Raw genomic sequence first — 12,343 nt, 5'->3', positions numbered from 1 at the left:
AACGCAAGTCAGGGTTTTCATAGAACCCATTTTTTGGGTATATTTGTTTTGAATATTTCATGGAAAAATATTTAAAGTTTAGGAGGGATAGCGCCAACTATCCCTTTTATTAATTTTCTAAAATTTCTTGGATGTCTTTAGTGGAGAATCTTACTCTAGTACCTATTCTTTTTGGTTTGAGGATATCTTTTTTGCACCATTCGTGTATAGTAACCAAAGAGACTCCTAATAATTTTGCTACCTCCTTTCTTGTTAAATATGTTGGAGATTTTTTTGATTCAAGATTTTGTTGAAATTGATTTAGCTTTTCTTGGACACCTAGAAGAATTTCGTTTTTAAATTCTTCTGGACTGATGTTGTGAAGTTGTACTACGTTAGATTTCATTGCATTGTATTTAAGATTACGATGCAATTATAATTAAGAAGGATAAGGTTTTAGTAATTGAGGTGACCCCTAATCCCACCCCAACTCTTTTAGTTTTTTAAGAGTTTCTTCTTGATCAGCGATTTGTTTTGGTCTTAATTGAGACCGCTTTTTTTCTAGTGTAGCTAAATGCTTTCTGAAATTACTGGAATCGTGTCCAGTTATTAACGATAGTAATTCAGCAGCTACTGATTGGTTAGGTTTGCCAAGATGGTTTAGAGGTAGTCTTTCAAATGCACCCATTAAATCTAAAATTAAAACTTTTTGATATACGGTTGGAAAATTGCTTTTATTGTTAGTTTCTGAAGGCGAATCATATTGAATTTGAAGTTCTCTCCATTTTGTTATAGTATTAACTTCTTTATCTCCGTTTTCATCTTCAAAGATTTCATCAACTTTAAACGGTATAAGATTGTTTGACTTCAGCTTTTTAACAATAAATTGATGTTTTTGTTCAGTACTTCTAATATCTAAAGCTAAAAAATCAAGATTGCTGAATCCAAATATATCGGGATGTAGGTCTGTTAAACTACATATGGTGAAGTATTCTTTTTTTAAAAAATCAATTTCATCATGATCAACATGATTAGATAAGTAATTTTCTAAATTCAGTTCGTAATGAGCTTTATATGTTTGAAGAGAACAATGTTGCCAGTAATGTGATTTAACTACTCCTGGTTGAAAATATAGTTGTTTGAATAAATCATTAAGTTTTATGGAAGTTTCTTTTATTTCTTTAAGAATAGCTTGATCCGCTATTAGTCTGTAGTGTTCTTTAACTAAATACCAGAATTCGTCTTCTAACTGTTGTAAATTATGTGTGTTTTTCAATTTGAGAATATATTGTTTTTGGTTTAATTTGTGTTAGCTTTATACTTAATTAAAGAACTTGTGTTTAGCTGTCTTCCTTAAAGCATCTAATTGGCTAATCTGTATATATCGGTAAAAAGTTTTTTCGGAAGTATGACCTGAAATAGCCATTATATCATAGGTAGCCATGCCTGCTTTATATGCATTTGTGCAAAAGGACCTTCTTGCGGTGTGATTTGTAATTAAATCAAACTTATCTTTCTCCTCTATAGTTTTCTTACCGCCTTTAGTTTTTTCAATTCTTACTTTTTCATTTATCTTGGCATCTTCTCCAATTTCTTTTAATAACATATTTATATTTTGCTCAGGCATTTTTGGTGGTGGATTACCGTCTCTTTTGTTTAGAATTTTTTGAACTATTGAGTTAATTGGTATTACCACTGTTTTGCCTGTTTTTTTTGTTTTTATTTCGATGTATTTAATGTCTCCATCTTGCATTATGTTGTCTTTGGTCAACCTAGTAAAGTCACTAACTCTTAATCCTGTATATGCAGCTATTATAAAGAGATCTCTAGCATTATCCCTTCTGCCTTTTAATTCGAGTTTACAAATTGCTTTTAGTTCGTTTTCGTTAAGATAAATGCTATCGACATCTTCTGAAATCTTGGTAAATGCTTTTGACTTAAATATTACATTATTGTGAAACTTTTGTTCCCAGGCGTAATTCATTATTGTCTTAAGCATTTTTATATGATTTGATATATAATTATTGGAAAAGTTTCTTCCTTCCAAGTAGCTTATAAAATCATAATAAAAATCCATGGTGATTTTATCGTAGGTAATAGGGTATCCTATTTTGTTGAATTCTTCTAAAACTTTAAAAGCTGATTTATATGATTTAATTGTGCCTGCAGATAGCGGCTTTTTTGTTGATGGTATTGGGTATTTTTCATAATGTTCGTAATACCATTTATAGCACACTAATAAATTTTTATATGTGCTTGATGTGATTTTGCTTATTTTTTTTCCTAGAAAAATATCTAACTCGTGTCTAAGAACATCATTTGTAATTTCCGCTTGAGATAATGTTAGTTCTTCGTACCGGTTTTCAAAGAATGTATGGATGTCTCTGAGTTTTTCATTTATCTTAGACGCATTTGGTTCCTCTAAAACGTTTTTGACTTGCTGCTTGTCATGATTCCAGTTCTTAATGTTTTTAACTGCATACCCTGTGGAGTATCTCAGCTCTTTTTTTCTGCCGTAGCTAAAAATTAAATATATAGAACTGCCTTGTGTCTTACCTTTTCTGATTTTAAATGAAATTGTTGCCATAATAATATTGTACGTTCAAATGTACGTACAAATACTTTATTTAACCTCATTTTACTTTATTTAACTTGATATTGTAGTCTTGTGCTATTTGCTAAATAGTAATGTTTGTAGGGTGTTTTTATATATTTGATAAATTTGAGTAAAGATATCATTGAACCTTGTGGGCCAACTAAGAGAACAAATAAAGTCCTAATGTCAATTGATGTTAGGATTTTTTGTTTTTATGACCTTTGTCATTTCTCTAGTGGTAAATTTGTGCAAAATTTGGCAAATGATACAATTTAGGTGCCCTAATGTGAAGAAATGGTTAACAGTGTGTCAGTATTTTTGTACATTTAATCTAATAACGTTACAAATTCATCGGAAAAGAAACCATTTCGGTGTTGTTATTACATACTTTAGTACCCTAAAGAACTTAACCTTATGAAACTCTCTCCAAAAGTTTTAAAGATATTATTGGTCGTTGTTGTGCTTGGATTTGGAATAGGATTCTATTTGCAAGATGTAAAACATGAAGAAAGTACTGCTCATGCCTGGAAGGCCAATCGTTATAACTTAGAGCGGTTCAATAAAATCATGGAGTATAATAATAAAATGAACTCTAGTAACTGGCGAGTGCTAAAAGATAGCATTGATCAAGAATTAGATACTTTAATGATACTTCGTTTTCGTAAAGAGGTGGATAGTTTAGAAAATACCGAACCACAAGCTTACGGTGAACACCAAGAACAACATGCTTCTTTTGGACCTCAATAAGAAGCGGGGCTTGTGTTTTAAGATTTAACGGTTATTTTCAAATATGTCCGTCTGGGGGTTTTCTCCTTCACTTTCGGTAGGTGCGATGGCTTCAGAAGCCCTTATAGCATCTTCTGTTAAATTTCTTTCAGTAATTTCTTCATCTATTTCGTCTAGTAAAGTGCCCATTTTTCTTTTGTCCTTTATCATTGCCCAAGTCATTACTAAACTTGTTGCAATAATCACGAACAGCAATATGCCAGATTCAAACCCTTCAATTTGAGCTTCGCTAGGTATGGCATAAAATAGAAGAACTGTTATAAGGCCTCTTGGAGCAATAAATAATTGTGGTAGCATATCCTTCCCTACAAATATCATTAAAACCAGAAAACGTATGGCGTAGATAGATGCGATAATGAGTAGGCTAACAATTGCGACATTGATACTTAACAGAGATGCAAGCACAATGGTGATTCCAAATATAACAAAGAAGAAAGTCCGTACTACAAAAGCAGTTTCCAATGTTACTATATGCAGCTCGTGATATATTTGTTGCATTCGTTCAGACTCCAAGAAAATTTTGGTCTTACCAGGAAAAAATAAGTTTACATTCTTTACGATGAGTCCAAAAACGAGGATGATTATTAAAGAAGACAAATGCATTTTTTTACCGATGGCGTATAGTAAAAGAAGTACCGCTATGAGAAGGAATAGTTTAGCTTGACTTTTAATTTTTTGGAATACCAATATTATGGTGTAACTGGCTACTAGGGCAATAACTATGGTAAGAACTAGGTTTAGGGTAAAACCCGAGACGCCTGTATCTTCTGCGGGGTTTAATTTACCGGTTAAAAAATAGAACATCATTATGCCCATTATATCAGAAAATGTGCTTTCATAGATGTGAAATTCCTTTTTTTCTTCAGCTAATCCGCCTACGCTCGGAATAATTATGGCGCTGGATAATATGGATAAAGGGGTTGCGTAAAGCCATGCGGATTGCATGGTCATGTTCGGTGTAAATTGGTGTAAAATCAATGCTGCTACATATGCAGAACCCACTAAGCCAATTAATGCAACGGCCATAGATTTAATTATGGGCCATAACTTTTCTCTTTTCAGTTCTAGTTCTAAAGCTGCCTCAAGCACTATCATAATGAGGCCCACAGTACCTAAAATTTCTAAAGAGCCTTTAAAGTCTGGTATTTCAGGAATGAAAAATTCAAGCGTTATTTTAATAAGTATGCCTAATACAATGAGCATTAATACCGCTGGTATGTTCGTTTTCTTGGAAATTCCGTTAAAAAAGAATGATAATACTACAATTAAGGATGCTGAGATAATAAAATCGTAAGTGGTAAATGCTTCCATGTGTACAATATTGAATGTCAAAGATAAAAATTTAGAGAGTATGTTAATTTTGGTTTTTTTATGTAATACTTGATGTCTTTTTTTTTTATTTTTAAAGAAAAGTCTTACTTATTCTAAAATAATTCCTAATAATGAAAAAAATATTACTTTCGGTTTTTGTTGCAAGTTTTATATTGTTCGGTTTTATTCCTCAACCTACAAGCCCTTCGGTTCAAAATAATATTATTGAGATAATTAAGAAGCTAAATTATTACAGTCATCTAGCTAGCGAACGTACAATAGTCTACACAGATAAAGATTATTATCAAAAAGGTGAAACAATTTGGTTTCGTGTCTTTTTAACTAACGGATTAGCTAATTTAGAAAAGCCAAATAGTGGTGTAGTTTATGTAGAGGTATTAAATGAAGCAGGAAGTATAGTTGAGAAAAGAAAACTTAATGTTTTGGATAATGGTTCTTATGGTGATGTAGCTATTACCAATAAATGGAATTCTGGTAAATATTATTTAAGAGCGTTTACTAAGTTGATGCTTAATAATAATAATCCTAGAGCAATTATAAAACCTATTGTTGTTGAAGATGATTTTTTAGAGGCTGGAAATGTTATGAGTGCTCCAATTATTTCTGTTGTGCCTGAAGGGGGTGTGCTTGTTAGTGGGGTAAATGCTGCTGTTGGAGTCAAAGCCTTAAATAGCAAAGGTGAAAGGCTTGGGGAGAAGGGTGTTATTTTGGACAGTAGAGATAATGTGGTAACTGATTTTGAATTGATTTCTCCTGGTTATGGTAAAGCTTATTTTACTCCAGTTGTTGGTGAAAACTATAGGTTAAGAATAGATACAGGTATAGAGATTTATGAAAAACCATTACCTAGGGTTGAGGCTCAGGGGTATTCCCTAAATGTAAAAGAGAGAGGTGGTTCTATAGTGGTAGGAGTGACTGGTCTGGAAGAAAATAATTTAAAAGGTTGTGTGCTCTTAGTTCATAAAGGAGAAATTCCATTATCAACATATGAATTAGGTAATCAAAGTGGTGATGCGGCTAAATTTTTAAAAATTAACAAAGAGGATTTAGGTAATGGTGTAGTTTCTTTTTCTCTTTTCAATCAAATTGGCGAAGCTAAATGTCAACGCTCTTTGAATCTGTTTAGTGAGGCATTCTTTGTGAATTTAGAAGTTGAAAAAGATGTTTATCGAGTTGGGGAACCAATTCGTTTGCGCGTTAATGGTTCTGATTATTTAAAAGATAATTTTTCTTTATCCGTTGTACTAAAAGATAGAGTGCGGCAGACTTTGGCGGACGCTTCATTAAGCCAAAAACACCACCTATTGAGCGATCAGGAACGTAGAGAGGCAATAGATGCGATGATGATCGTGGATGAAAAAGGTATTGTTGATTGGGATCAGATAAATCAATTTGAGGTAGATGATTTTCGGTATAAGCCGGAACTTGGAATAATGGTATCGGGTAATATTGCCTTAAAGGGAAATGTAGAGATACCAAAATCAAAAATATCGTTAACGGTTAACGGAGGTATTCCGTTTCAAGAAAGTAAAATTGCAAATTCTAGTGGTGATTTTGATTTTGGTCCTTATTCATTTTACGATTCTTTAAATGTGTTATTGCATGTAAGTGATATAGGTTCTAAAGTGATGTTAAAAGACGGTGTTGATATAGAATTGTTTAATAACTGGCCAAAGTACAGTAGTGGATTTACAGACTCTAATAAGCAAAAAAATAGTATAGATGTACATGGGATAGAGGAAAGTAAGGATGATGATGCTGTCAGCAACGAAGGGGTCACAAAATTGGATGAAGTTGTAGTAAAGTCTGATGTAATGTTTGACGAATTGGTTAGGGATAGAGAATATGGTAAATTGACTCCTTATTTTAACTATAGTAACCGCGTTGTGGCCGATTCTTTAAAACATAATTACGGAGCGGTAAGTGCTTTGGATCTGTTGATACAAACACCAGGTGTTAATATTACTGGAATTTATCCAGATCAAAAAGTCTTTATTAGGGGGGTGGGTAGTATTAATGAATCCGTGTCGCCACTATTTCTAATTAATGGGGTGCCTACGTCTGCTCAAGCTGCAAAGCAATTATTGGCTGAAGAGGTAATGTTTGTCGATGTAATTAAAGGCGGAAGAGCTGCGGCTTTTGGCGCTAGAGGAGGTAATGGCGTAATTGCTTTCTATACCAAAAGAGGACAAAAACACGCCTCTAGTCCAATAGAGTCTATAAATTGGGTAAATGCAACAATACCCGGCTTTTCAAAAACCAAAAAGTTTGAAGATTATGTGAGCTCTAGGTCTCGGATAAATGACCCAAAGAAAAACTTGGTGTATTGGGCTCCTAATTTGGAAATTGATAAGGATTCGGTATTAGAAATTAGGGCGAGCAACAGAATGGGCGAATATTCTATAGTGCTACAGGGACTTGATGAAAATGGGTATCCTTTGAGATTAGAGAGGACTATTGAAATTGTTGAATGATTGTAATTGAAAATTAGGACATTAATCTTAAAATTTATTATATTTGCAATGCTGAAAGGATATAAAAGTATTCATGAGGGGACAATTAGTCCCCTCTTTTATTACTTATTATTTATGCTAAAGGAAAAAGTAAAAGAATTATTGGAACAAGGTCTTCAAGAAGATCCCTCCCTGTTTTTAATCGATTTTACAATGGGTGCAGATAATAGCATTCATGTGGTAATAGACGGTGACCATGGGGTTACGGTCAGTGATTGTATTAAGATAAGTAGGGCTATTGAACATAATTTAGACCGTGATGAACATGATTTTTCTTTAGAGGTTGCCTCTGCTGGAGCGGCTGCACCTTTGGTTATGCCTCGTCAATATTTAAAAAATATTGGACGTAAGCTGGAAGTTCGTACCAACGATGATAAATTTGAAGGCAATTTAACTGCCGTTAATGATGAATCTATTGTGTTGGAGTGGAAAGCTAGGGAGCCTAAGCCAATAGGTAAAGGTAAAGTGACCGTTCAGAAAAAAGAAGAAGTAAATTTTTCAGATATTATTAAAGCAAAAGTTGTATTAAAATTTTAATTGTAATTACCAATGGAAAATATTGCGTTAATTGAATCTTTCTCAGAGTTTAAGGACGATAAGTTCATAGACAGGGTAACATTGATGGCCATTTTGGAAGATGTTTTTAGAAATGCGCTGAAAAAGAAGTTTGGTTCAGATGATAACTTTGATATCATTATTAACCCAGATAAAGGTGATTTGGAGATTTGGAGAAACCGTATCGTTGTTAATGATGGTGAGGTTGAAGAGCCGAATGAGGAAATTTCATTGTCCGCTGCTCGTAAAATAGAGCCTGATTTTGAAGTTGGTGAAGATGTTTCTGAAGAAGTAAAGTTAATTGACTTGGGTAGAAGAGCTATTTTGGCATTGCGTCAAAATTTGATATCTAAAATTCATGAGCACGATAATACAACGATTTACAAGCACTTTAAAGATTTAGAAGGTGAGATTTATACTGCAGAGGTTCATCATATTCGTCATAAGGCAATAATTTTGCTTGATGATGAAGGTAATGAGATTATACTTCCAAAGGATAGACAAATTCCTTCGGACTTTTTTAGAAAAGGGGATAATGTTAGAGGTGTTATTGAAAGTGTAGAATTAAAAGGTGCCAAGCCTACTATCATAATGTCAAGAAGTTCTCCTAAGTTCTTGGAGCAATTGTTTTTCCAGGAAATACCAGAAGTTTTTGATGGTTTGATCACGGTTAAGAAAGCGGTTAGAATACCTGGAGAGAAAGCTAAAGTTGCTGTGGATTCTTATGATGACCGTATTGATCCAGTAGGTGCCTGTGTTGGTATGAAAGGTTCAAGAATTCATGGAATAGTTCGTGAATTGGGCAATGAGAATATCGATGTTATCAATTGGACGGCCAATCCACAGTTATTGGTGACAAGGGCATTAAGCCCTGCAAGAGTATCTTCTGTAAAATTGAACGATGAGAAAATGACGGCTCAAGTTTATCTTAAGCCAGAAGAGGTTTCTAAAGCAATTGGTAGAGGGGGGCATAATATTAGATTGGCCGGTCAATTGACTGGTTATGAAATAGATGTATTCCGTGAAGGTGTAGAGGAAGATGTTGAGTTAACAGAGTTCTCTGATGAAATCGATGCATGGATTATAGAGGAATTCAAGAAAATTGGATTTGATACAGCCCGTAGCGTCTTAGAGCAAGATGTAGACGATTTGGTGAAACGTACGGATTTAGAAGAGGAAACAATTTTAGAAGTTGTGCGTATCCTAAAAGAAGAATTAGAAGATTAGCTATATATTAGCACTTAAATAAAAGAACGGGAATCAGTATTTATGGCAGACAATGCAAAAATAAGGCTTAATAAAGTTCTTCGTGAACTTAATATTTCCTTGGATAGGGCGGTGGACTTTCTTAATGGGAAAGGACATGATGTGGAAGCGAGGCCTACCACTAAAATTTCCGATGATGTTTATCAGGTTTTACTTGACGAGTTCCAGACGGATAAGAGTAAAAAAGTTGCATCTAAGGAAGTTGGAGAGGAAAAACGTAAGGAAAAGGAGGCAATTCGAGTTCAATTGGAAAAAGAACAGGAAGATCGTCGCTTGGCCCGTGAGCGAAGAAATTCTGAAGCTGAAGACAAAACTTTGGTTGGTAAAGTTGAATTGGCCGGACCTAAAATGGTTGGTAAAATTGACTTGAATCCTAAGAAAAAAGTAGAGGAAGAGCCGGTGAAGGAAACTCCTAAAGCTGAGGAGAAAGTTGCTCCTAAGGTTGAAGAAAAAGCTGCACCAAAGGTAGAGGTTAAAGAAACTAGAAAAGTGGTTCTGCAAGGACCCAAAATAGTTTCTCAACCTGTTCAAAAAACAGAGGATAAGAAAGAAAGTCCTAAAGTTGAGACGCCTAAAGCCGAACAGCCAAAAAAGGAAGCGCCTAAGAAAGAGGAGGTTAAAACTACTGAAGCAGAATCTGCTCCAGAAGATGATACACCAAAAACAATAGAGACCCAATATCAAAAATTATCAGGTCCTAAAATTGCAGGCGAAAAAATTGACCTTAGTAAGTTTGAGAAGCCTAAGAAGAAGAAAGAAGATAAAAAAGCTGCAGACAAATCTAATACTGACCGTAAAAAGCGTAGAAGAAGAATTGTAACTAAGAATACTTCTGGGCCTGGTCAAAATAGAAACAGTGGCTCTGGTGACAGAAACAAAGGTAGAGGAAGGTTTGCTCCTGTGGCAAAAGTTGAGCCTACTGAAGAAGATGTTCAAAAGCAAGTACGTGAAACCCTAGAGAAACTTCAAGGTAAGTCTAAAAAGGGTAAAGGTGCTAAGTATAGAAGAAGTAAAAGAGATCAGCACCGTGAGCAAACGGAGAAGGATCTTGAAAAACAAGAATTAGAGAACAAAATTCTTAAGGTAACCGAGTTCGTTACCGCTAGTGAGGTGGCTACCATGATGGGGGTTTCTACTACCGAGATAATCTCGGCTTGTATGTCTCTTGGTATAATGGTAACCATGAATCAGCGTTTAGATGCTGAAACATTATCTATCGTAGCTGAAGAATTTGGGTATGAAGTAGATTTTGTTACTGCGGATATAGAAGAAAGTATCGTAGAAGAGAAAGATGCTCCGGAAGATTTGGAACATAGGGCTCCTATCGTTACTGTAATGGGTCACGTTGATCACGGTAAAACATCTTTATTGGATTATATCCGTAAGGAAAATGTTATTGCCGGGGAAAGTGGTGGTATTACCCAGCACATTGGTGCATATGGGGTAACCTTAGAGAACGGTGAGCGTATTGCATTTTTGGATACTCCTGGTCACGAAGCGTTTACCGCTATGCGTGCTAGAGGTGCACAAGTTACCGATATAGCAATTATTGTGGTTGCGGCAGATGATGACATTATGCCACAGACCAAGGAGGCTATTAGTCATGCGCAAGCAGCAGGTGTTCCTATTGTTTTTGCTATAAACAAAATAGATAAGCCAACTTCTAATCCAGATAAGATTAAGGAAGGTTTGGCCCAAATGAATTTATTGGTAGAAGATTGGGGTGGTAAAATTCAATCTCATGATATTTCTGCCAAAACAGGTTTAGGGGTAAAAGAATTATTGGAGAAGGTATTGTTGGAGGCCGAGTTGTTAGAGCTTAAAGCTAACCCAGATAAGCTTGCTACCGGTACGGTTGTTGAGGCATTCCTTGATAAAGGAAAGGGTTATGTGTCTACAGTATTGGTTCAGTCGGGTACTCTTAAAATTGGAGATTATGTATTGGCCGGTACCACAAGTGGTAAGATCAAGGCAATGCAAGATGAAAGGGGTAACAATATTAAAGCGGCAGGTCCGTCTACTCCAATTTCAATTTTAGGTTTAGATGGTGCATCTCAAGCAGGTGATAAATTCTACGTATTGGAAGATGAGCGTGAAGCAAAACAAATTGCATCTAGAAGATCTCAATTACAACGTGAACAATCTGTTAGAACACAACGTCACATAACGTTAGATGAAATTGGACGTAGAATTGCACTAGGTGATTTCAAAGAGCTTAACATTATACTTAAAGGTGATGTTGATGGTTCTGTTGAAGCACTTACAGATTCTTTCCAGAAATTGTCTACAGATGAAATTCAGGTAAATATTATACATAAGGCCGTAGGTCCTATTACTGAATCTGATGTGTTATTGGCTTCGGCTTCTGATGCGGTTATTATTGGTTTTAACGTAAGACCAATGGGTAATGCAAAAGCAATTGCTGAGAAAGAGGAGATAGATATCCGTATGTACTCTATTATTTACTCTGCGATCAATGACCTTAAAGATGCAATGGAAGGTATGTTGTCACCTGAAATGAAAGAAGAAATTTCTGGTACAGCTGAGATTAGAGAAACCTTTAAGATTTCTAAGGTAGGTACTATTGCAGGTTGTATGGTAACAAGTGGTAAAATCTTTAGAAACTCTAATATTAGATTAATACGTGATGGTGTGGTAATCTATACTGGTACGTTGGCTTCTTTAAAACGATTTAAGGATGATGTTAGAGAAGTTGCAAAAGGATATGACTGTGGACTTCAGATAAAGAACTATAATGATATTATTGAAGGTGATATTGTTGAAGCGTTCCAGGAAGTTGCGGTGAAGAAGAAACTAAAATCTAAATAAGAATTTGTTTAAGGAATTAGTTTTGCTCTTTTAAGATAAGGCAAAAAAAAAATCGACCTATTTGGTCGATTTTTTTGGTTTTAATAACATTGCATTAGGATACTTGACTCTTACTTCGTTGAACTTTCTTTCTGCATCCAATTTAGAAGTAAACCTCCCAACCCTAACCCGATAGGTTGGTGAGTCAAAATCTATTTTTGACACCAATTCAGGAAAGTCCTCCTCAACATTAGCTTTTATTTCTTTCGCTTTGGCGTAATTGCCAAAACCTACTTGTATTCTATAGTACTCATTGTTGCTTAAAGATGTTTTATAAACCTCTAGAAGTTGGTCTATCTTTTGGTCTTGCTGTATGGTTACTTTTGCACCCTGTGCGTAAGTAAATTGAGTTATACATGCAAAAATTACGAGGGTACTTAGTGTTTTCATAATCTTTTTAAAGTTTTATTTTCCTTCTGTGCAAAAGTAATTTATTAAGGTTCAAACA

The 12,343-nt window shown here is 34.8% G+C and carries 10 protein-coding genes; 5 read left to right on the top strand and 5 right to left on the bottom strand.

Annotation, left to right across the window (positions count from 1 at the left end; genetic code table 11):
* Positions 1-109 precede the first annotated feature (109 nt).
* The 3 genes from CSC80_RS03555 to CSC80_RS03545 form a co-directional block, all read right to left on the bottom strand.
* Positions 110-385 (bottom strand): helix-turn-helix domain-containing protein, encoded by a 276-nt coding sequence (locus CSC80_RS03555; protein WP_099189801.1) that lies wholly within the window; start codon positions 383-385, stop codon positions 110-112.
* A gap of 69 nt (positions 386-454) precedes the next feature.
* Entirely contained in the window at positions 455-1,255 is an 801-nt protein-coding gene (locus tag CSC80_RS03550) for a hypothetical protein (RefSeq protein WP_099189799.1), read from the bottom strand.
* Between the two features lie 45 nt (positions 1,256-1,300).
* Positions 1,301-2,566 carry a site-specific integrase gene (locus CSC80_RS03545; RefSeq protein WP_099189797.1) on the bottom strand — a complete coding sequence of 422 codons (1,266 nt, stop codon included), beginning with the start codon at positions 2,564-2,566 and terminating at the stop codon, positions 1,301-1,303.
* A gap of 423 nt (positions 2,567-2,989) precedes the next feature.
* On the opposite strand from CSC80_RS03545, the gene CSC80_RS03540 reads away from it, so the two are divergent.
* On the top strand, positions 2,990-3,322 hold the full coding sequence (locus CSC80_RS03540) for a hypothetical protein (RefSeq protein ID WP_058103957.1): 333 nt from the start codon (positions 2,990-2,992) through the stop codon (positions 3,320-3,322).
* 24 nt (positions 3,323-3,346) lie between these two features.
* Here the strand turns inward: CSC80_RS03540 and CSC80_RS03535 are convergent, their stop codons facing one another.
* A complete protein-coding gene (locus CSC80_RS03535) occupies positions 3,347-4,672 on the bottom strand; it encodes a cation:proton antiporter (RefSeq protein ID WP_099189795.1) in 1,326 nt (441 codons plus the stop codon).
* 131 nt (positions 4,673-4,803) lie between these two features.
* Between CSC80_RS03535 and CSC80_RS03530 the strand changes: the two genes are divergently transcribed.
* From CSC80_RS03530 to infB, 4 genes are all read left to right on the top strand, one after another.
* Positions 4,804-7,167, top strand: coding sequence for a TonB-dependent receptor plug domain-containing protein (locus CSC80_RS03530; protein ID WP_099189793.1), 2,364 nt, complete (start codon positions 4,804-4,806; stop codon positions 7,165-7,167).
* Between the two features lie 114 nt (positions 7,168-7,281).
* A complete protein-coding gene (gene rimP / locus CSC80_RS03525; protein ID WP_071341249.1) occupies positions 7,282-7,743 on the top strand; it encodes a ribosome assembly cofactor RimP in 462 nt (153 codons plus the stop codon).
* Positions 7,744-7,755: 12 nt separating this feature from the next.
* On the top strand, positions 7,756-8,988 hold the full coding sequence (gene nusA / locus CSC80_RS03520; protein ID WP_058103954.1) for a transcription termination factor NusA: 1,233 nt from the start codon (positions 7,756-7,758) through the stop codon (positions 8,986-8,988).
* 42 nt (positions 8,989-9,030) lie between these two features.
* Positions 9,031-11,856 (top strand): translation initiation factor IF-2, encoded by a 2,826-nt coding sequence (infB, locus tag CSC80_RS03515; protein ID WP_099189791.1) that lies wholly within the window; start codon positions 9,031-9,033, stop codon positions 11,854-11,856.
* Positions 11,857-11,913: 57 nt separating this feature from the next.
* Here the strand turns inward: infB and CSC80_RS03510 are convergent, their stop codons facing one another.
* A complete protein-coding gene (locus tag CSC80_RS03510; protein WP_058103952.1) occupies positions 11,914-12,285 on the bottom strand; it encodes an SPOR domain-containing protein in 372 nt (123 codons plus the stop codon).
* Positions 12,286-12,343: the final 58 nt, after the last annotated feature.

It is taken from the genome of Maribacter sp. 6B07 (assembly GCF_002700155.1).
In the GTDB taxonomy this organism is placed as follows: domain Bacteria; phylum Bacteroidota; class Bacteroidia; order Flavobacteriales; family Flavobacteriaceae; genus Maribacter; species Maribacter dokdonensis.
Note: the sequence above shows the minus strand (reverse complement) of the source record. Positions and strands in the feature narration are given on the sequence as shown.

Excerpts from the sequence above, each read along its gene's own strand:
- CSC80_RS03535 (WP_099189795.1), bottom strand. The coding sequence starts at position 4,672 with ATGGAAGCATTTACCACTTACGATTTTATTATCTCAGCATCCTTAATT.
- CSC80_RS03545 (WP_099189797.1), bottom strand. The coding sequence starts at position 2,566 with ATGGCAACAATTTCATTTAAAATCAGAAAAGGTAAGACACAAGGCAGT.
- infB (WP_099189791.1), top strand. The coding sequence starts at position 9,031 with ATGGCAGACAATGCAAAAATAAGGCTTAATAAAGTTCTTCGTGAACTT.
- CSC80_RS03540 (WP_058103957.1), top strand. The coding sequence starts at position 2,990 with ATGAAACTCTCTCCAAAAGTTTTAAAGATATTATTGGTCGTTGTTGTG.
- rimP (WP_071341249.1), top strand. The coding sequence starts at position 7,282 with ATGCTAAAGGAAAAAGTAAAAGAATTATTGGAACAAGGTCTTCAAGAA.
- CSC80_RS03530 (WP_099189793.1), top strand. The coding sequence starts at position 4,804 with ATGAAAAAAATATTACTTTCGGTTTTTGTTGCAAGTTTTATATTGTTC.
- CSC80_RS03510 (WP_058103952.1), bottom strand. The coding sequence starts at position 12,285 with ATGAAAACACTAAGTACCCTCGTAATTTTTGCATGTATAACTCAATTT.
- CSC80_RS03555 (WP_099189801.1), bottom strand. The coding sequence starts at position 385 with ATGAAATCTAACGTAGTACAACTTCACAACATCAGTCCAGAAGAATTT.
- nusA (WP_058103954.1), top strand. The coding sequence starts at position 7,756 with ATGGAAAATATTGCGTTAATTGAATCTTTCTCAGAGTTTAAGGACGAT.